The organism is Streptomyces lydicus, from assembly GCF_001729485.1.
GTDB classification, from domain to species: domain Bacteria; phylum Actinomycetota; class Actinomycetes; order Streptomycetales; family Streptomycetaceae; genus Streptomyces; species Streptomyces lydicus_D.
Map to the genome: position 1 here is coordinate 3309824 of NZ_CP017157.1, position 17457 is coordinate 3327280.

Genomic DNA, 17457 nt, shown 5'->3' on the forward strand with positions numbered 1-17457 from the left:
CGCGGCACCCGGGCGTCAACTTCGTGCCGCGCACCGCATACGCCACCCTGCGCCACCCGACGCCACAGCTGGGGCACACTGGGCCCGTGGTAAGCAGCATTCCCCAGAAGTCGACCAGTTTCGTCGGCCGCCGAAATGAACTACGGCATCTTTCCCAGGAGTTGACGGCACACCGGCTGATCACCCTGACCGGCCCCGGCGGCGTGGGCAAGACCCGGATCGCCATACGGGCCGCGGAGGCCGCCGCGGGGCAGTTCCCCGACGGGGTCTGCTGGGCCGACCTCTGGCCGCTGCACGGTGACGGGCTGCTGCTCGCCACCGTCTGCGACGCCGTCGGACTGGCCGACCACACGGCGCGGACCCCGGCGGCCGCACTGTGCGCCTGGCTCGCCGACAAACAGCTGCTGCTGGTGCTCGACTCCTGCGAACACCTCGTCGACGCCTGCCGCGACCTCCTCGGGGACCTGCTGACGGCCGCCCCCCGGCTGACCGTGCTGGTCACCAGCCGTCAGCCGCTGGACCTCGCCGGCGAGCGGGTCACCGAGATCGGCCCGCTGCCGTGCACCGGCGACAACGACGCGCTGGCCCTGCTCGCCGACCGGGCCGGCAGCGCCGCCCCCGGCCTGCACCTGACCGACCCGCAGCACGCGGCCGCCGCCGGCACCATCTGCCGCCGCCTCGAAGGCATCCCGCTCGCCCTGGAACTGGCCGGCGCCCAGCTGGCCACCAGCTCCGTCGAGCGGATCGCCGAACGGCTCGCCACCCGCTTCGACACTCTTGACGGCGACGGACCGCCGCGCCCCCCGCGGCACCGGACGCTGCGCTGCGCCATCGGCTGGAGCCACGAGCTGTGCACCCCGCTCGAACGGCTGCTGTGGGCCCGGCTCTCCGTCTTCCGCGGCACCTTCGACGAGGACTCCGCCGGCGCGGTCTGTGCCGGCGGCCCGCTCTCCGCGGACGGGGTACGCACCGCGCTGGCCGGACTGGCCGCCAAGTCGGTGCTCACCCGCGAGGGCGGCCGCTACCGGATGCTCGACACCCTGCGCGAGTACGGCCGGCTGTGGCTCGGCGAACTGGACGAGGTGGCGGCCCTCGCCGACCGGCACGCCGCGCACTTCGTCGACTTCGGCCGCCGCGCCGAACAGGGCTGGCTCGGCCCCGAACAGGTCGACTGGTACGGCAGGGTCGCCGACGCCCACGTCGACCTGTGCACCGCGCTGGACCACCTCCTCGTCAGCGACCCGGAGCGGGCCCAGGAACTCAGCGCCGCGATCGGCTTCTTCTGGAGCTGCTGCGGCCATCTGCACGAGGCCCGCGACTACCTGGCCCGCGCCCTGGCCGCCCACCAGGGCCCGAGCCGGGCCCGCACCCGGGCGCTGTGGGCCCTGGGCGTCGCCGTCCTCCTGCAGGGCGATCTGCCGTTCGCCGACGAGCTGGGCCTTGCCTGCTCGCGCGCGGCGCTGACCTCCGACGACGCGGAGGCGGTGCTGGCGGCCGGGTATCTCGTGGGCCTCACGCATCTGATGGCCGGCCGCCCGATGTCCGCGCACGCCGTCGCGCAACAGGTCCTCGGCCCGCCGCCGGACGCCCCGTTCGACTCACCCGGCCGGCTGCGCTGCCACCTCGTGCGGATCTTCGCGCTCACCGCCCTCGGCAAGCTCACCGAGGCGCGCGCCGAGGCCACCGCGCTGCGCCGGGGCTGTGTCCGGCGCGGCGAACACTGGACCCGCTCCTACACCGACTACCAGCTCTCCCTGATCTCGCTGTTCCAGGGCCGCGCCGAGGAGTCCGCGGAGCACGCCCGCGCGATGCTCGCCGCCAAACAGGGCATCGGCGACAAGTTCGGGATCGCCCTCGGCCTGGACCTGCTCGCCGCCGCGGTGGCGGCCCGCGGCGACGGCGCGGCAGCCGCCCGGGTCTACGGCAGCGGCCAGGCCATCTGGCGCACCGTCGGGCATCCGCAGCGCGGCACCCCCGAACTGCGCGCGGTCCGCGAGGAGTGCGAACAGCGGGCCCGCGCGGCCATCGGCGACGCCGCCTACGCGGAGGCCTTCCGCCGGGCCAGCGAGGAACGTCCGGGAACCTCGCTCGCCCGGATCCTGGCGGGCGACCTCTGACCGCCGGCGGCCGCCGGTCCGGCGCTGCCCGGGCTCAGTCACGCGGCTCGCCCGCCAGTGTGTACAGCAGCTCGTACGCGGTGGTGATCATCCGGCAGGTGCGGCCCCGGCGGGTGGCCAGCGCGACCAGGCCGGTGTGCGTCGCCGGGTGGTAGCCCAGGAACGCCTGCTGGCCGAACGTCGCCCCGACGTGGAAGAGCAGCGGCCCGCGCGGTGCCGGGTGCTGGTACCACGTCAGGGTGTGGGTGTTGCGGTGCCGCCAGCCCCGCCGCAGCAGCGGAACCTGCACGTCGCGCAGCGGGCCGGCCAGCGGCGTGTCCTCGGGCGAGAGGAGCGCCTCCAGATAGCCGAGCAGGTCGCCGGGGGTGGCGCGGACCGACCCGGCGGCGTGGAAGGCGCCCATGTCGGCGCTGCGCACCGGCGTCACCCCGTTCGTGCGGTGGCCGATGGCATCGGTGCCGGTGGTGCCCGGGCCCAGGCTGGTGTCGGTCAGGCCGAGCGGACGCAGCACCCGGTCGGAGAGCAGCGCCGGGTAGCCGACGCCGGCGGCCCGGGACAGGGCCGGCCCCAGCAGCGCCACCCCGAAGTTGGAGTAGCGCCAGCGGGTGCCCGGCCGGTGCCGCGGCCGGGTCCGGGCGAAGGTCTGCAGCAGCCGCTCGGTGTCGTAGGCGGCGTACCCGTTGGCGTACGGGTGCACCAGCGCACCGGCGACCAGGTCGGTGGGGATCCGCGGCAGCCCCGAGGTGTGGGTGGCCAGGTGCCACAGGGTGATCCGCCGCGTGTACGGATGCCGCAGCGGCAGCTCCGGCAGATGCGCGACGAGCGGATCGTCCAGCGCCAGCACCCCGTCCCCGGCCAGGTCGGCCAGCAGCAGCACGGTGAAGGTCTTGGACAGCGAGCCCAGTTCGTAGCGCAGGGCGTGGCGCGGGGTGGGCGGCGACAGGGCGGAGCCACCGGTGACCACCGTCCGTCGGCCCCGCCGGGTGACGCCCAGCACGATGTCCGGCGCGTCGATGTGGGTGACCGCTTCCGCGAGGCGGTCGGCGAGCGCGGGGCCGCGGTCCGGGCTCATCGGACGGCGGACATCGCCCGGGACGTGGCCATCGCCGACGCGAACGCGGCGACCAGCGTCGGGTGGTGGACCAGGTCGAAGACGCGGGCCGGATCGCCCTCGGGCATCCGGCGCTGGATCGGCATCGCGCCACTGGCCGACTGCGCCCCGGCGTACCGCTCCCACAGCGCGGCGTCCAGCGTGGGCCGTGGCAGACAGGCGTCGACGACCAGCAGTTCGCCCAGCAGGTCCCAGTGTTCGAGGTCGGCCCAGTCGTCCATCCAGGCGGGCAGGTACCGGGTGAGGTAGTCGGCGAGGTCCGGCGGGATCCGGTCGGGGGCCTCGCCCCAGTTGGTGAGGTGGAAGACGGTGTGGGTGAGGTCGTAGGCGATGTGCAGCTGCACCGTCCAGGGCTCGGGCAGCTGCCCCAGCCAGGTGCGGGCCACGGCCTCGCCGAAATCACTGCTGGGCGCCAGGCCCAGCTTGCGTTCGGCGTTGAGCACCCCGAGTCGCCGGTTGGGCATCATCTCCAGCGCGGTCCAGGTGGCGGTGCGCCGGCAGACCTCCACCGCCGCCTCCAGCCCCGGGTGGCGGTGCCCCAGCTCGTGGAACGTCGCATAGACCTCCAGCGGCACGGGGGAGAGCGGCTCGTCGTGCTGGAGGCGGGCCAGCACATTGCCGCCGTCCAGCAGCTCCCGCCAGGCGAAGTCCAGCAGCTGCCCGGCGCGGGCCTTCTGCCGGGACCCGGCCACCCCCTCCCGGAAGAGCACCTGCATGTTGAGGGCCAGCTCCCCGATCGGCTTGAGCCGCTCCACGACCGCGCCGTTGTTGACGAGGTCGTCGGGGGTCAGCCGGAAGTGCTCACGGTGCTCGTCGAGCCAGGACAGGGCCCGGTCGCCGACACCGTGCAGCAGGGCGGGGGACGCGGCCGACACGGTCACGGTGCACTCTCGCTTTCGCAGGGGGTACGGCCGCCGACCAGCGCCGGGTCCGCGCCGGACGGGCCGGCCCCGGCCTCGTCGGTGGCGATCCGGGCGAGGGTGGCGGCGAACGCGGTCACCAGGGTGGAGTGGTAGCAGGCGGTGAAGACCTCGTCCGGGTCCTCCGAGGCCGGGGCCGCGCCGATCTCCGGCACGCTGCCGTCGGCCGCCTGCGCGTCCGCCAGCCGCTGCCAGGCCGCCGGGTCGTGGGGAGCCTTCGGCAGACAGGCCGTCACCGCCAGCAGCTCGCCCACGAGGTCCCACAGCTGCTCCTCCAGCCAGTTCTCCAGCCAGGAGGGCAGCCACAGCCGCAGATAGTGGGCGAGTTCGGGGGACAGCCGCTGCCGGTTGCGGCCCCAGTCGGTGAGGTGGAAGACGTCGTGGGTCACGCCGTAGGCCGCCTTGCGGTCCAGCGCCCAGGGCTCCGGCAGCCCGCCGAGGCCGGTCAGCGCCAGCACGGCGGAGAAGTCGGCGTGCTGCCGCAGCCCGATCCGCCGCTCGGCGTTGAGCACGCCGAGCGTACGGGTGTGGTCCTCGCGGGCCACCCGCCAGCCGCGCAGCCGGGTGGTGGTCCGCACCAGCTCGTCGACCTCGGCGTGCCGCAGCCCGGCCTGGGCGAAGACCCCGTACAGCTCCACCGGATAGGTGGCGAACGGCTCGCCCCGGATCAGCTCGGCGAACAGCTCGCCGTCCCGGGTCTCGTTCCAGGCGAACGCGAACAGCCCGCGGGCCGTGTTCCGGATGTCCTCCCGCGGGTGCAGCACCCCAATCAGCTGGCTGAGTTCGGCCAGCTCACCGAGTGGTTTGAGGGTCAGGTTGGGGTCGGCGTCGGTCGTCACGTTCGGGGGCAGGCGGAAGTGCCCGCGCGCCCCGTCCAGCCACCCCAGGCTGCCCCGGACCATCCGGTCCAGCAGCCCCGGGTCGCTGTGGCCGGCGGTCACCAACCCCGTCCGTGGAAGCGCCGGGCGGCCGCGAGGTGCAGCGCGACCCGCGGGTCGGCGCCGCCCATCTGGCGGACGAACGCCAGCCCGCTGTCGAGCCCCAGGGTCCGCGGGGCCTCGGGCAGCCGGGCCAGCCAGCGGCCCAGACCGGCCGCCTGCAGCCAGTCGCGGCGGCGCACCGCCCGGACGAAACCGCGGGCCAGGTCGTCGGTGCGGTCGGCCAGCTGCTCGGCGAGCCCGGGGGCGAGCGCGGGCAGCGCGAGCGCGGCCAGCTGCGACGCCCGGTGCGCGAGCTTCGGCCAGGGATCGTCCTCGACCCATCCGGTCGGGGCTTCGAATGGTGGCGGCCACGGCTGGGCGCCCCCGGGCAGGAAGGCGTGCGCGGCCTCGACCAGGCCCCGGTAGGTCCATGCCGAGACCGCGGAGGCGTCGGCTCCCGGCGGATAGGCCGCGAGTGCCTGCCGGACCACCGCTTCGTCGTCCGCGCCGACGGACACCGCACGGTGCTCCATGGCGTACGGCGCGAGCGCGTCGGCGCCGAGTACCCGGACCGCGGCCGGGGTCAGCGCGTCTTCCTGGCGCAGGATGCCGGACAGCGCATAAGGGTCACCCTCGCCCCGCAGGGCGAGGGCGACCCCGGTTGCGGCATCGGCGATCACAGCGCTGAGCGGGACTGCTCCTTGCGTCTGTTCAGCCAACGCTTTCCCCTCAGCGAACGTCAGTCTTGGGCCGGGGGGTGGGCGGCGAGATCAGGAGCAGCGCGGCCAGCAGCAGCGCACCTCCGCACTCGCGGGTGTCGCGGAAAACGCCGTCGGCCTCGGCGGGTTCAAGCAGTCCCTCGACCTCGGCGGCCAGGGTGGCCGTCTCGACCGGCGCCGTGCGATCCGTAACCATGCGATCAACTCCTTTGACGAATGGGATACCAGATTCACATCGGCGTAAATCGGTCGCAACGCGAAAAAGCCTGCTATTGCTCAATTTGTGTGACCTGGTGTCAGCTGTCGCCATGCCCACCGGCCGACCAACTCCAAGGTTCAGCAGGGTTGTTGGCGGGCCGCGCCGGTAACGCCCGGGGAGGTGCCGCGAGGTGACGTCCGGGGTGACGGAGGCCCGCCCGGCCGGGGAGCGTACTGCTCTGTTCGGATGCATCCCGGCGCCGCTGCCGCGGGTCACGGCCTGCCCGGTCCGGTCCGCCCTGCCCGCCCGCCTCTCCGTCCTGCCCGTCCCGTCCGGACCTGGCCGGGCCCCGTACGGCGAGGTAAATTGGTTGACGTCAAGCAAGTAAACATCCCGGTGGGAGTAGGTGCCCCGTGGGAAGAACCACTGCTGATTCCGGCGGCCCGGCCGCGAGCGGCCCGCGCCCGGCGCGGGGGAGCGACGCGCCGGCGCCCGGCACCCCCGGCCCCCGCTACAAATGGGTCGCCCTGTCGAACACCACCCTCGGCGTGCTGATCGCCTCCATCAACATGTCGATCATGCTGATCGCGCTGCCGGACATCTTCCGGGGCATCGGCGTGGACCCCCTGCAACCGGGGAACACCGGCCTGCTGCTGTGGCTGATCATGAGCTACCTGGTCGTCACCGCCGTGCTGGTGGTCAGCTTCGGCCGGCTCGGCGACATGTACGGCCGGACCCGGATGTACAACCTGGGCTTCGCGGTCTTCACCCTCTTCTCCGTGCTGCTCTCGGTGACCTGGCAGCACGGCACGGCCGGCGCACTCTGGCTGATCGCCATGCGCATCCTGCAGGGCGTCGGCGGCGCGATGCTGATGGCCAACTCCAGCGCGATCCTCACCGACGCCTTCCCCGCCGGGCAGCGGGGCCTGGCGCTCGGCCTGAACCAGGTCGCGGGCATCACCGGATCCTTCGTCGGGCTGGTGCTGGGCGGCCTGCTCGGGCCGGTCGACTGGCGGCTGGTGTTCCTGGTGTCGGTGCCGTTCGGCGTGTTCGGCACGGTCTGGGCCTACCTGAAGCTGCGGGACACCGGCGTCCGCACGCCGGCCCGTCCCGACTGGTGGGGCAACCTCACCTTCGCGGCCGGCCTGATCGCCGTGCTGACCGGGATCACGTACGGGATCCAGCCCTACGGCGGGCACACCATGGGCTGGGGCAACCCCGCGGTGCTCGCCGCCCTGGCGGCCGGGGTGGCGCTGCTGACCGTCTTCTGCGTGGTCGAGACCAGGGTGCCGGAGCCGATGTTCCGGCTCGGGCTCTTCCGGATCCGCGCCTTCACCGCCGGAAACCTGGCGAGTCTGCTCGCCTCGCTCGGCCGCGGCGGCCTGATGTTCCTGCTCATCATCTGGCTCCAGGGCATCTGGCTGCCCCGTCACGGCTACGGCTTCACCGAGACCCCGCTGTGGGCCGGCATCTACATGCTGCCGCTGACGCTGGGATTCCTGGTGGCCGGACCGGTGTCCGGATGGGCGTCCGACCGGTTCGGGGCGCGGGCCTTCGCCACCGGCGGGATGCTGCTCGCGGGCGGCACCTTCGTGGCGCTGCAGGCCCTCCCGGTCGACTTCTCCTATCCGTCCTTCGCGATGATCCTGCTGCTCAACGGCATCGGCATGGGCCTGTTCGCGGCACCCAACCGTGCCGCCGTCATGAACAGCCTGCCGCCCGACCAGCGCGGGGTGGGCGCCGGCATCAGCACCACCTTCCAGAACTCGGCGATGGTGCTCTCCATCGGCATCTTCTTCTCCCTGATGATCGCGGGGCTCGCCGGGGCCCTCCCGCACGCCCTCACCAGCGGGCTGACCTCCCGGGGCGTCCCGGCCGCGGACGCCGCCCGGGTCGCGGCGCTGCCCCCGGTGAGCGTGCTCTTCGCGTCCCTGCTCGGCTACAACCCCGTACAGACCCTCCTCGGCCCGCACGTCCTCGGTCAGCTCCCGCCCGGCCGTGCCGCGTACCTCACCGGCCGGGAGTTCTTCCCCCAGCTGATCTCCCAGCCGTTCGCCGACGGGCTGGCCGTCGCCTTCGACTTCGCCCTCGCCGCCTGCCTGATCGCCGCCGTCGCCTCGCTGCTGCGCGGCGGACGGTACGTCCACGACGACCGGCCCCGTACGGCGGTGTCCCGCGGCACGGCACCGGTCGCCGCGGCCGTCGAGCGGACGGCCGGGACCGCCGGCCCGCCGCCCGACGCGGCCGGACACCCCGGCCCGCCCCCGCCCGCACCCCCGCCACCGCCCGCGCGGAACCCGAGGAGCCCCTGATGGCACCGTCCGACACCACGACCGGGCACCCGCCGGAACCGGCACCCGAACGGCGGGTACCCGGCGGGTCCGCGGCCGGCGACCCCGCCGAGCTGGCCGGGCGGCTGCGCGCGGTGATCCAGCACCTGCTGCCGCTGCTCCGCGGCCACAGCCCGTACCGCGATCTGACCCCCAGCCGCACGGCCGCCCTCGCGACGCTGGACGCCCACGGCCCGCTGCGGGTCAGCGAACTCGCCACCCGGATGAACATCGCGCTGTCCACCACCTCCCGCATGGTGGACCTGCTCGACGACCGCGGCTGGATCGCCCGCCGCACCGATCCCCTGGACCAGCGCGCCAGCCTGATCAGCCTCAACGACGCCGGCCGCGCGCTGCTGCGCGCCGTACGCCGGGAGACCACCGGCCTGCTCGCCGAACGCATCGGCCGGCTTTCCCCCGACCGCCGGCAGCTGCTGCACGCGGCGCTCCCCGCGCTGGAGGAGCTCGTCGACGACGCCGGCTGACGGTGCGTCGTACCGGCGCCCGCCGTCCCGTCAGCGCCCACCGCTGGCCTAGAGTGCGGGGGTGCCGACGTACAGCATTGGTCAGGCAGCTGGGCTGCTGGGAGTGAGTTCGGAGACCGTTCGCCGGTGGGCCGACAGCGGGCAGCTGCGGATGGACCGGGACGGTGCGGGCAACCGCGTGCTCGACGGGGTGAGCCTGGCGGCGTTCGCCAAGGAGCGCGCCGCCGGACTGCATCCGGTGCCCGGCGAGGTGCAGACGTCCGTACGGAACTCGTTCGCGGGGATCGTCACCAGGGTTCTGCTGGACGACGTGATCGCCCAGGTCGAGATCCAGTCCGGGCCGCACCGGCTGGTGTCGGTGGTCAGCCGGGAGGCGGTCGAGGAACTGGGCCTGGCGGTCGGGGTGACCGCGACCGCCCGGGTGAAGTCCACCAATGTGCACATCGACCGGGCGGACGGACGGAGCTGACGGGGCCGGGCGGTGCGCCCGGCCGGTCGGGGCACGGCTCAGCGGCACAGCAGTGCGGCGTGCAGATCGAGTTTGTCAGGGCGCCCAGCGTGCTGAGGTCGTCGACGGTGGTGACCCGGGCGCCCTCCGGGTCCGCGGCGCGGGCCGCGGCCAGTGCGTAACGCGCCTGTCCCAGAGCGGCGTTGAGGCCCCCCGCGTCGGGGACCGGGCCGCTGACCCCGGCGTGCAGCGGCGCCTGCGGGCGGCAGGCGTGCAGCAGGTGCCAGAGGCCGGCCAGGGAGGTGCCGTCCGCGTCGCCGTCCGGGCCCGCGCGGACGACCGCGACCGCCTCGCCGCCAGGGAGCCGGCCGGCCGCGAACGTCCAACGGACTCGCCGAGCGGATCCTGACCTTCGCCGCGGAGCACGCCCGGGCGCCGCGCCCGCTGTGCCGGCTGCTGGCGGACGCGGTGGAGTGCGACGGGCGGGTGGTGTCGCTCGCGGAGCACCGCGCGGCCGGTGCGGAACCGGGCCGCCCGGCCGGCCGGCAGCCCTCCCGTGAGGGCTCGGTCTGAGGAGCCCGGGGCGGCGGGGCCCGTGGCCTGATATCCCCTGTGGGTTCTGCCACCCTGATGGCCCTTTTGTCTCACATCAGCGAGGCGAGAGCGGCTGTCGGGGTGGCATCCGTGGTTCAGCGGCGTGCCGGTCGGGCATCACAGGGAGGCAGCCGCAGCGCGGATCGCCTCAAGGGGGTCTCGAATGAGCCGTCTCAGCCCGACGTCCCGCACCACCGCCGTACGCCCGGCACCGGACGGCGCCGAACGGGCCGGGCCCGGACACCTGATGATCCGCGGTCAGGTCCGCCGCCCGCTCACGCTGACCGTCGCGGAGCTGCGGCAGCGGTGGGCGCAGCGGCGCGCCGCGGTGGTCTTCGACTGCGCGAAGAACGGTCCGCAGCACCACACCTTCGAGGGCCCGCTGCTGCGGGAGGTGCTCGACGCGGCCGAACCGGCCTTCGACGCCCGGCGGCGCAAGGACCGCTCCCGCTACGTACTGACCGTCAACGGCGGGGACGGGCACCACACGGTGCTGTCCTGGGCGGAGATCGACGCCGACTTCGGCGACGCGCCGATCCTGCTGGCCACGGCCATGGACGGGCGCGGCCTCGATGCGGCGGGCAGTCAGCTGGTGGTGCCCTCCGACCGCTGCGGGGCGCGCTACATCAGCGCGGTCACCGGCATCTGGCTCGGCACCTGCACGCCGCCCGGCCCCGCATAGCGGTGGCGCGCCGGCCCTCCGGGGTCCGGTCGCCCGCTCAGCCGGCCGCGAGCGCGATCTCGGTCGACTTGATCAGCGCGGTGACCTCGGAACCGGGCGCCAGGCCCAGGTCCTCGACCGCGTCCTTGGTGATCGCGGCGGTCAGTTCGCCGCCCGCCACCGCGACCTTGACGCCCGCCATCGCCCCGCCCGTGGTCACGGCGCTGACGGTGCCGGGGAGCTGGTTGCGGATGCTGAGTCCCGCCACCGCGCCGGTGGCGAGGGCGACCTCGGTGGACTTGATGAGCGCGCGCACCGCGGAGCCCTGCTCGATACCCAGCTCACCGACGGCTTCCCGGGTGACCGCCGCGGTGACCTCCTGGCCACCCTCCAGACGGACCTTGACGGTCGCCATGACCTCGCCGGTCGTGACCGCCAGCACGGTGCCGGACATCTGATTGCGCATGCTCAGGCTCATCGGAATACCTCGCAGAATGCCGGAGAAAGTCAGGAAAGGGGAACGCGCGGTGCGATGCCGGGATTTCCGTACGGGGCCGGCGCTCTCCCCACCCTGCTCGCCGCCGTTCCCGCACGCATCACGAAAGCCTTCGTCCTTTCCTCCAAGGGGCCTGGCATCTGCCATAGAGCTTCGTCTTATGGATTGCAAATGCCAGGTCAGGACGCATATCTTGTCGCACATGCAGTCCTATACGATCGGTCAGGCGGCGCGGCTGCTGGGCGTCAGCCCGGACACCGCTCGCCGCTGGGCGGACGCCGGCAAGGTCGCGACCCACCGCGACGACAGCGGCCGCCGCCTCATCGACGGCCGTGATCTCGCCGCCTTCTCCATCGAGGTGGCGCAGCACGGCACCGGTGAGGACGACGCCTCGTACACCTCCGCACGCAACGCCTTCCCGGGCATCGTCACCGCCGTCACCCTCGGCGACGTCGCCGCCCAGGTCGAGATCCAGGCCGGACCGCACCGCCTGGTGTCCCTGCTGACCAGGGAAGCGGTGGAGGAACTGGGGCTGGAGGTCGGCATGCAGGCCACCGCCCGCGTGAAGTCCACCAGCGTGCACATCGACCGCACCTGACACCCCGCGGGGCGCACGCCCCGCGTCCGCCACAGCCGGACCGCCCCCACCGTCCCCACGTCGGCTGCTGCCTCATCCCAGCGGCGTCGCCCCGTCCACGGCGCGGCTTTTCCCATCCGCTCGGACGACCCCGTCGTCCTGCGCCACAAGGAGTCCCGCCCCATGTCCCAGCTCGTCGCCCCGCGCCGTGCCGCCGCCGCGCTCGTCACCGCCGCCCTGCTCGTCCCGCTCGCCGCCTGCGGCAACGGCGACAGCAAGAAGAGCGAGGGCGCCGGCAAGACCGCCGGCAGCGCCAAGACGGAACTGACCGTGCTGGCCGCGTCCTCGCTCACCGACGTCTTCAAGAAGGCCGGCGCGGTCTACGAGAAGGAACACCAGGGCACCAAGGTGAACTTCTCCTTCGCCGGGTCGCAGGAGCTGGCCGCCCAGGTCAAGCAGGGCGCCCCCGCCGACGCCCTGGTCACCGCCGACACCAAGACCATGGACGGGCTGAAGGCCGACGCCGGCACCCCGACCGTCATCGCCAAGAACCGCCTGGTCATCGCGACCGGCGAGGGCAACCCCAAGAAGATCAACGGCCTGAAGGACCTCGCCGACAGCAAGCTCAAGGTCGTCCTCGCCGCCTCCGAGGTGCCCGTGGGCCGCTACGGCAAGCAGGTGCTGGACGCCCAGAAGATCAAGGTCAAGCCGGTCTCCCAGGAGCCCAACGTCCGCGCGGTGCTCAGCAAGGTCGAACTCGGCGAGGCCGACGCCGGACTCGTCTACCGGACCGACGCCGCCACCGCGACCAAGAAGGTCGACGCCGTCGAGATCCCCGACGCCCAGAACGCCGTCGCGTCGTACCCGGCCGCCACCCTGAAGACGTCCAAGAACGCCGCGGCCGCGGCCGCGTTCGTGAAGTGGCTGAGCACGCCCGAGGCGCAGAAGATCCTCCAGGGCGCGGGCTTCCAGAAGCCGTAGCGGGGAAAGGCGCGCACGGGACTGCCCGGCTCGGGGGAGCGGACAGCCCCGTGCGCGCCGCCGTTACCCGGCCGACCCCGCCTCCCGATCCCAGGAACCCCGATGAGACGCCCCCGCATTCGCGCCACGGCCCCGGCAGGCAGGCCCCGTACGCCCGGAGCCCGCACCCCCGCCGCGCTCGCCGTCCCCGCGCTGCTCGCCGTCGCGTTCCTGCTGATGCCGCTCCTCGGCATCCTCGCCCGGACCAACTGGAGCCAGATCGGCACCCATCTGACCAGCCCGGACGTCACCCAGGCACTCAGCCTCTCGCTGCTGGTGTCCTGCTGGGCGCTGGGCCTGTCGCTGCTGCTCGGCGTACCGCTCGCCTGGCTGCTGGCCCGGGTCAGGTTCCCCGGCAAGGCGCTGGTCCGCTCGCTGGTGCTGCTGCCGATGGTGCTGCCGCCGACCGTCGGCGGTGTCGCGCTGCTGCTCGGATTCGGCCGCCGGGGGCTGCTCGGCCCCTGGCTGGAGGACACCTTCGGCATCGTGCTGCCGTTCCACACCTCGGGCGCGGTGGTCGCCGCCACCTTCGTCGCCATGCCGTTCCTGGTCATCAGCCTGGAAGGCACCCTCGCCGGCCTGCGTCCCCGTTACGAGGAGACCGCGGCCTCCCTCGGTGCCTCACCCCTACGGGTCTTCTGCACCGTCACCCTCCCCATGGTCGCCCCTGGCCTCGCCGCCGGCGCCGCCCTGACCTGGGCCCGCGCGCTCGGGGAGTTCGGCGCCACGATCACCTTCGCCGGCAATCTGCCCGGCACCACCCAGACCCTGCCGCTCCAGGTCTACCTGCTGCTCCAGGAATCCCCGGAGGCGGCCACCTCGGTCTCCCTGCTGCTGCTCGGCATCGCGATGACCGTGCTGATCTGCCTGCGCGGACGCTGGACCGGCACCGCGGCCGGCCGGACGGGACGCACCGCACCGGCCGCGGAATACACCGGCCCGGCGGCCCCGCCCGCCCCGTTCACCGAGGACCGCACCGAGCCCGCCCCGGCCACCCGCCAGCCCGCCGGACAGCCCGCCGCGGTCCTCCCGCACCAGGAACGCTGGCCGCTGCGCGCCGAGGTCACCGGCTTCAACCAGCTGACCCTGGACGCCGAAGCGGGCACCACCCTCGCCGTCGTCGGCCCCAACGGCGCCGGCAAGACCACCCTGCTGCGCGCCCTGCTGGGACTGACCCCGCGCTCCCGCGCCGTGCTGCGGCTCGGCGACACCGACGTCACCGCGCTGCCCCCGCACCGCCGCGGCGTCGCCTGGGTCCCGCAGGACGGCGCGCTCTTCCCGCACCTGTCCGCCCTGTCCAACACCGCCTACGGGCTGCGCGCCCACGGCACGTCGCGGGCCGAGGCCCGCCGCACCGCCCGGGAGTGGCTCGACCGCCTCGGCGTCGGCCACCTCGCCCACCGCAGGCCCGCCCAGCTCTCCGGCGGACAGGCCCAACGCGTCGCGCTGGCCAGGGCGCTGGCCGCCCGCCCCCGGCTGCTGCTGCTCGACGAGCCGCTCGCCGCCCTCGACCAGACCACCCGCGCCCACGTCCGCCACACCCTGCGCGGGCACCTCGCGGACTTCGGCGGCGTCTGCCTGATCGTCACCCACGACCCGGTCGAGGCGGTCTCGCTCGCCGACCGGGTCCTGGTCCTCGACGGCGGACAGCTCCTGCAGGACGCCCCGCCCGCCGAGGTCACCCGCCACCCGCGCTCCCCGTGGGTCGCCCGGATGCTGGGCCGCAACGCCTGGCCGGGCACCGCCACCGACGACGGCCTCGCGCTGGACGGCGGGGGCCGGCTGGTCGTCGCCGACCGGCTTCCCGACGGCGCCCGGGCGCTGGCGGTCATCGCGCCCGAAGCGGTCTCCGTCCACCTCGACAAGCCGGCGGGCAGCCCGCGCAACGTCTGGCCGGGGACCGTACGGGAGATCACGTCGGCCGGCAGCCGGCTGCGGGTCCTGGTCACCTCGCCGGGGGCGCCGGACCTGGTGGCCGAAATCACCCCCTCGGCGGCCCTGGAACTCGGGCTCGCCGACGGGGTGCCGGTGTGGACCAGCGTCAAGGCCACCGAGGTGTCACTCGTGACGCTGTGACCGGAGCGGCCGGCTCACACCGGAGGGGCCGGCCCACACCGGAGCGGCAGGTGCGAGCCGGCGGGGCGGTGTCAGCCGTGCGCGGTGGCCGCCGGTTCCAGGACGAACACCGGGATCACCCGCTCGGTCTTCTCCTGGTAGTCGGCGTAGTCGGGGAACGCCTCGACCGCCCGCGCCCACCACCGGGCCTTCTCCTCGCCGGTCACCTCACGGGCCGTCATGTCCTGGCGCACCGGGCCGTCCTGCAGCTCCACCCGGGGATCGGCGACGACGTTGTGGTACCAGACCGGGTGCTGCGGCGCCCCGCCCAGGGAAGCCACCGCGGCGTACTTCCCCTCGTGCTCCACCCGCATCAGCGGGCTCTTGCGGAGCTTGCCGCTCTTCGCGCCGCGCGTGGTGAGGACGATGACCGGCAGCCCGCGCATCGTCGTCCCCTCCGTGCCGCCGGAGCTCTCGTACCGTTCGACCTGCTCGCGCACCCACGGGGTCGGGCTCGGCTCGTACTCACCCTCAAGAGGCATGCTGTGCGTCCCCTCTGCAAGACGGCAATGGTGTCGGCCCGTACCCGACGGAGGGCCCGCGGCCGTCCTGACCCTCGCTCAACAACCGTGGCGCACGCAACCATTCCGGCACGGCCGCCGTGTCCCGCACCCCGGGTACGGCACCGTGGGTGCTCGGCGTCGCCCCGGCTCAGGCGGAGGTGCTCTCGTCCGCCGAGAACAGGCTGATGACCCCGGCGGGGGCGTCGGCGCCGAAGATGAAGTCGACGGTGCGGTGCGCGGCGGCAGCCGCCTGCCGGCTCCGGGAGAACATTCTGCTCTCGTGGTCGGCGAGGGCCTGCTCGATGTCGCCGGGGTGGGCTGCGATCGCCGTGCCGAGTTCGGCGCCGTCGAGCATCGCGAGATTGGCTCCGTCTCCTCCGGGGACGGTCGCGTGTGCCGCGTCGCCGAGAAGGGTGACGCCGGGAACCCGGTCCCAGCGGTGGTCGTCCGGCAGCTCGTGGATGCTGCGCAGGACGGGTGCGGACGCGCCGTCGGTGATCAGGGCCAGCAGTTCCGGTGCCCAGCCGTCGAACTCCGCCGCCAACCGGACCTTCGCCGCCGGGGCGTCGGTGAAGTCGATCGCATCGAACCACTCCACAGGGCGGTGCAGCACGACGTAGGTGTGGACGACGTCACCGGCTTCACGGTGGGCGAGGAGTCCTTTGCCCGGGACCAGGGCGTACAGGGCGCCGTTCCCGACCAGGCCGGCCACGCGCGGGTGGGCCGTGTCGACGTCGTGAAGGTAGGTGTCGACGTAGCTCATGCCCGAGTACACCGGCCGTTCGTCCGACAGGAGCGCCCGGACCTTGGACCAGACCCCGTCGGCGCCCACGAGGACGTCGGACACGGCCGAGGAGCCGTCCGCGAACGACACCTGGTGTCGTCCGTTTCCGACGGGGGTCGCCGAGACGAGCTTCTTGCCCCAGCGCACCGTGCCGGCCGGCAGTGAGGCGAGCAGGATCCGACGGATGTCACCGCGCAGTGTTTCCGGCCGTGCCAGGGAGCCGTCGTCCGGCCGGTCGACGACCACGCGTCCCTGCTCGTCGACGACCCGTCGTGCTCCGCCGCCCCGGTGGATGATCGAGCGGTACTCCTCGGTGAGCCCGGCCATCTCCAGGGCGAGCTGGCCGTCTTCTTCGTGGAGGTCGAGCTGTCCTCCCTGGGTGCGGACGCCTGCGGACTCCTCCGCCTCGTAGACGGTGGCGGGGATGTCGTGGAGGTGCAGGATCCGGGCGAGCGTGAGTCCGCCGAGGCCGGCGCCGATGATCGAGACCGAGGTCGTCATGGTGATCCCTTTCGCGTGGGTTCGCCTTCGCATCGACGAACATTGTTCTGTTGACGACCATTGTTCGTCAACGGATAGGATGACGTCGTGGCAGGACGACGGGCAGCGCGGGACGCAATCTCCCGGGATCAGTGGGCGGCGCTGATCTCGGCCAGGAACACCGACGCGGAAACCGGAGCGCGCCGGGCCGCCGGCCGGGAGAAGACCCCCCTCACGGTGGAGCGCATCATCGACGCCGCCCTCCAGGCCGTCGAGGCGGACGGCTTCGAGGACCTGACGATGCGTGCGGTCGCGACGAGGCTCGGGACCGGCCCCGCGTCGCTGTACGCGCACGTGCGCAACCGGGCGGAGCTCGGTGACCTGCTCATCGGCAGGCTGTGCTCCCGGGTCACGCTCCCCGTACCGGACCCCGCGTGCTGGCGGGACCAGTTCATGGACGTGTGCGCACAGCTCCGCGATCAGTTTCTGCGCTACCCCGGTATCGCGCAGGCCGCTCTCACCGTGGTGCCCGCCGATCTGGCAACTCTCCGGGTCGGCGAGGGGATGCTCGCGATCCTGCTCGCCAGCGGCGCGCCCGCCCGACAGGCGGCCTGGGCCGGCGACGCGGCCTACCTCTACCTCACGGGCTACTGCCTGGAGGCATCCGCGGCCCGGCGGCAGAGCGCGGACGCCGACGGCCGGGTGATCGACCACGCCGAAATCGCGGAGCGGCTTCGGATGCTGCCGCCCGACCAATTCCCGCACACCGTCGCCCACGCGCGGGAGCTCACCTCAGGCACCGGACACGACCGGTTCACCTTCACCCTCACCCTGCTGCTGCAGGGGCTGGTCCCGCCAGGGACGTGAACGGTCCCAGGACATCGGCGGATGCGGAAGGCGGTTGAGGCGCCCGCGGTGCCGGGGCGCCGGTTGGGGTGCCTGCCCGCGCACCCGGTGGATGCGCGGGCAGGAAGGGGG

Annotated in this window: 17 protein-coding genes; 9 read left to right on the top strand and 8 right to left on the bottom strand. The window is 73.7% G+C overall.

The window, feature by feature from the left end:
* Positions 1 to 86: 86 nt before the first annotated feature.
* A complete protein-coding gene (locus SL103_RS14295) occupies positions 87 to 2117 on the top strand; it encodes an ATP-binding protein (protein ID WP_069569225.1) in 2031 nt (676 codons plus the stop codon).
* A 34-nt stretch (positions 2118 to 2151) separates the two neighbouring features.
* On the opposite strand, the gene SL103_RS14300 is transcribed toward SL103_RS14295, so the two are convergent.
* The 5 genes from SL103_RS14300 to SL103_RS14320 are packed head-to-tail and all read right to left on the bottom strand — an operon-like array spanning position 2152 to position 5983.
* A complete protein-coding gene (locus SL103_RS14300; RefSeq protein WP_069569226.1) occupies positions 2152 to 3189 on the bottom strand; it encodes a serine hydrolase domain-containing protein in 1038 nt (345 codons plus the stop codon).
* A complete protein-coding gene (locus tag SL103_RS14305; RefSeq protein WP_069569227.1) occupies positions 3186 to 4109 on the bottom strand; it encodes a DUF6895 family protein in 924 nt (307 codons plus the stop codon). Before SL103_RS14305 ends, SL103_RS14300 begins: the two co-directional genes overlap by 4 nt.
* Positions 4106 to 5089 (bottom strand): DUF6895 family protein, encoded by a 984-nt coding sequence (locus SL103_RS14310; RefSeq protein WP_069569228.1) that lies wholly within the window; start codon positions 5087 to 5089, stop codon positions 4106 to 4108. Before SL103_RS14310 ends, SL103_RS14305 begins: the two co-directional genes overlap by 4 nt.
* Positions 5086 to 5787 (bottom strand): hypothetical protein, encoded by a 702-nt coding sequence (locus SL103_RS14315; RefSeq protein WP_244303910.1) that lies wholly within the window; start codon positions 5785 to 5787, stop codon positions 5086 to 5088. Before SL103_RS14315 ends, SL103_RS14310 begins: the two co-directional genes overlap by 4 nt.
* Positions 5788 to 5797: 10 nt before the next feature.
* On the bottom strand, positions 5798 to 5983 hold the full coding sequence (locus tag SL103_RS14320) for a hypothetical protein (RefSeq protein WP_030411128.1): 186 nt from the start codon (positions 5981 to 5983) through the stop codon (positions 5798 to 5800).
* A 416-nt stretch (positions 5984 to 6399) separates the two neighbouring features.
* On the opposite strand from SL103_RS14320, the gene SL103_RS14325 reads away from it, so the two are divergent.
* The 4 genes from SL103_RS14325 (at position 6400) to SL103_RS14340 (ending at position 10525) form a co-directional block, all read left to right on the top strand.
* Positions 6400 to 8298 carry an MFS transporter gene (locus tag SL103_RS14325; protein ID WP_069569230.1) on the top strand — a complete coding sequence of 633 codons (1899 nt, stop codon included), beginning with the start codon at positions 6400 to 6402 and terminating at the stop codon, positions 8296 to 8298.
* Positions 8298 to 8801, top strand: a complete 504-nt coding sequence (locus SL103_RS14330; protein ID WP_079145740.1) for a MarR family winged helix-turn-helix transcriptional regulator — start codon at positions 8298 to 8300, stop codon at positions 8799 to 8801. The genes SL103_RS14325 and SL103_RS14330 overlap by 1 nt, the downstream gene beginning before the upstream one ends.
* A gap of 61 nt (positions 8802 to 8862) precedes the next feature.
* A complete protein-coding gene (locus SL103_RS14335) occupies positions 8863 to 9270 on the top strand; it encodes a TOBE domain-containing protein (RefSeq protein WP_069569231.1) in 408 nt (135 codons plus the stop codon).
* 736 nt (positions 9271 to 10006) lie between these two features.
* Complete coding sequence (locus tag SL103_RS14340) at positions 10007 to 10525, top strand: molybdopterin-dependent oxidoreductase (RefSeq protein ID WP_079145741.1); 519 nt, start codon at positions 10007 to 10009, stop codon at positions 10523 to 10525.
* 37 nt (positions 10526 to 10562) lie between these two features.
* Here SL103_RS14340 and SL103_RS14345 read toward each other — a convergent pair whose 3' ends face one another.
* Positions 10563 to 10982, bottom strand: coding sequence for a TOBE domain-containing protein (locus SL103_RS14345; protein ID WP_069569232.1), 420 nt, complete (start codon positions 10980 to 10982; stop codon positions 10563 to 10565).
* Between the two features lie 220 nt (positions 10983 to 11202).
* Here SL103_RS14345 and SL103_RS14350 point away from each other — a divergent pair, with 220 nt between their 5' ends.
* From SL103_RS14350 to SL103_RS14360, 3 genes are all read left to right on the top strand, one after another.
* Positions 11203 to 11598, top strand: coding sequence for a TOBE domain-containing protein (locus SL103_RS14350; RefSeq protein ID WP_033270214.1), 396 nt, complete (start codon positions 11203 to 11205; stop codon positions 11596 to 11598).
* Positions 11599 to 11760: 162 nt separating this feature from the next.
* Positions 11761 to 12558, top strand: coding sequence for a molybdate ABC transporter substrate-binding protein (gene modA / locus SL103_RS14355; RefSeq protein ID WP_069569233.1), 798 nt, complete (start codon positions 11761 to 11763; stop codon positions 12556 to 12558).
* A gap of 102 nt (positions 12559 to 12660) precedes the next feature.
* Positions 12661 to 14673: an ABC transporter permease gene (locus SL103_RS14360; protein WP_069569234.1), complete on the top strand. Its 2013-nt coding sequence runs from the start codon at positions 12661 to 12663 to the stop codon at positions 14671 to 14673.
* A gap of 71 nt (positions 14674 to 14744) precedes the next feature.
* Here the strand turns inward: SL103_RS14360 and SL103_RS14365 are convergent, their stop codons facing one another.
* On the bottom strand, positions 14745 to 15194 hold the full coding sequence (locus SL103_RS14365) for a nitroreductase family deazaflavin-dependent oxidoreductase (RefSeq protein ID WP_069569235.1): 450 nt from the start codon (positions 15192 to 15194) through the stop codon (positions 14745 to 14747).
* Positions 15195 to 15363: 169 nt separating this feature from the next.
* Positions 15364 to 16500 carry an FAD-dependent oxidoreductase gene (locus SL103_RS14370; protein ID WP_069569236.1) on the bottom strand — a complete coding sequence of 379 codons (1137 nt, stop codon included), beginning with the start codon at positions 16498 to 16500 and terminating at the stop codon, positions 15364 to 15366.
* Between the two features lie 87 nt (positions 16501 to 16587).
* On the opposite strand from SL103_RS14370, the gene SL103_RS14375 reads away from it, so the two are divergent.
* Positions 16588 to 17346 (top strand): TetR/AcrR family transcriptional regulator, encoded by a 759-nt coding sequence (locus SL103_RS14375; protein ID WP_079145742.1) that lies wholly within the window; start codon positions 16588 to 16590, stop codon positions 17344 to 17346.
* Positions 17347 to 17457: the final 111 nt, after the last annotated feature.

Coding starts and splice junctions, on each gene's coding strand:
- SL103_RS14345 (WP_069569232.1), bottom strand. CDS start 10,982: ATGAGCCTGAGCATGCGCAATCAGATGTCCGGCACCGTGCTGGCGGTC.
- SL103_RS14330 (WP_079145740.1), top strand. CDS start 8,298: ATGGCACCGTCCGACACCACGACCGGGCACCCGCCGGAACCGGCACCC.
- modA (WP_069569233.1), top strand. CDS start 11,761: ATGTCCCAGCTCGTCGCCCCGCGCCGTGCCGCCGCCGCGCTCGTCACC.
- SL103_RS14360 (WP_069569234.1), top strand. CDS start 12,661: ATGAGACGCCCCCGCATTCGCGCCACGGCCCCGGCAGGCAGGCCCCGT.
- SL103_RS14300 (WP_069569226.1), bottom strand. CDS start 3,189: ATGAGCCCGGACCGCGGCCCCGCGCTCGCCGACCGCCTCGCGGAAGCG.
- SL103_RS14365 (WP_069569235.1), bottom strand. CDS start 15,194: ATGCCTCTTGAGGGTGAGTACGAGCCGAGCCCGACCCCGTGGGTGCGC.
- SL103_RS14320 (WP_030411128.1), bottom strand. CDS start 5,983: ATGGTTACGGATCGCACGGCGCCGGTCGAGACGGCCACCCTGGCCGCC.
- SL103_RS14350 (WP_033270214.1), top strand. CDS start 11,203: ATGCAGTCCTATACGATCGGTCAGGCGGCGCGGCTGCTGGGCGTCAGC.
- SL103_RS14370 (WP_069569236.1), bottom strand. CDS start 16,500: ATGACGACCTCGGTCTCGATCATCGGCGCCGGCCTCGGCGGACTCACG.
- SL103_RS14340 (WP_079145741.1), top strand. CDS start 10,007: ATGAGCCGTCTCAGCCCGACGTCCCGCACCACCGCCGTACGCCCGGCA.